The following is a 1,210-nucleotide window of genomic DNA, read 5'->3' as shown; positions in this document are numbered from 1 at the left end:
AAGTGACTATGGTGTCAATTCCTAATTTTAAACCATTTCAGGATCCCACATTACACCATCTCTCACCATTGAATTTATTATCACTACCAGCTTTCGTATACACGCAATGATGGCTACTTTTTTAGGTTTTCCTGCTGCAACCATTCGTTGGTAAATTTCTTTAAATTTAGGGTTGCATTGGATAGCTGACATCATTGCCATATACATTGCGGTTCTAATTTTGGGCCGTCCTCCACGTATCATTCGCTTGCCTTGATAAACTCCACTTTCACGATTAAATGGTGCTACGCCAACTAAAGATGCAGCTTCTTTGTTGTTTACATAACCAAGCTCAGGCATGTCGCTAAGAAGGTTAAATGCGACAACATTTCCAACACCTGGTACGCTTTGAATAATGTTATTTTTCGCTTCGTATTCGTCACATTCTTTAATGAGTTTTTGTAGTTTTAAATCTACTTTTTCTATCTGATTTTTCAGTGCAGTTAAGATAGGTTTTATTAGTGATGATATTGTTTTTGGCATTATTTGAGAGCGGTTTTTCTCCATCGTTTGCATATCCATTAACTGCCGTCTTCTCGATAGTAAATCGCTCATTAAGCGCATTTGGTCTGGCTTTAAAGAAGATAGAGGCGGCTTTATTGCTTCACCAAAATGAGCAATGAGTTGTGCATCCAGTTTATCTGTTTTTGCTTTTTGGCCGATAGCCCCTGCGAAGCGTTTAATGTTTACTGGATTAGCAACTACGAAGGGAATATTCGCCTCAGCGCAGGCTATAATAAAAGGTTGCTCAAGACGTCCGGTTGCTTCAATAGTGACACGCGTTACTGGGTGTTTTTTTAATATTTGTATAGCGTGTTTAATACCACTTTGATTGTTTTCTACGGTGAAGTAGATGTCTAATGGTCTGATATAAATGTCGAGTTGTGTTTTGCCAGTATCGACGCCGACGTTAATTTCGTTTTGATTATTTAGTGTATTCATAATAAGCTGACTCTGCCTTGCTATTCGGGCTCGAGGCCCAGTTGACTATCCGAGTTTAATGCTTGGAGTTTATACAGCGTTCTTACTTGTTACCGGTCTCTCAATAGAGGAGCCTTCAATCAATCGAACTACTGTATAAAAGACTTTGGTTGCAGCCAAAGCTTGGGCCTCACATTACCCGAACTAGGTTAAAATAATAATTAATTTATGGGTTTATTATCCATACAAG

The 1,210-nt window shown here is 38.6% G+C and carries 1 protein-coding gene; it reads right to left on the bottom strand.

Features of this window, described 5'->3' with window-relative positions; genetic code table 11:
* Nucleotides 1-27: 27 nt before the first annotated feature.
* Complete coding sequence (locus H5232_RS23300; RefSeq protein WP_182719730.1) at nt 28-981, bottom strand: IS110 family transposase; 954 nt, start codon at nt 979-981, stop codon at nt 28-30.
* Between the last annotated feature and the right edge of the window lie 229 nt (nt 982-1,210).

It is taken from the genome of Pseudoalteromonas sp. SG41-5 (assembly GCF_014164495.1).
GTDB classification, from domain to species: domain Bacteria; phylum Pseudomonadota; class Gammaproteobacteria; order Enterobacterales; family Alteromonadaceae; genus Pseudoalteromonas; species Pseudoalteromonas rhizosphaerae.
The sequence above is the reverse complement of the archived record's forward strand: the minus strand, read 5'-3'. Positions and strand labels throughout refer to the sequence as shown.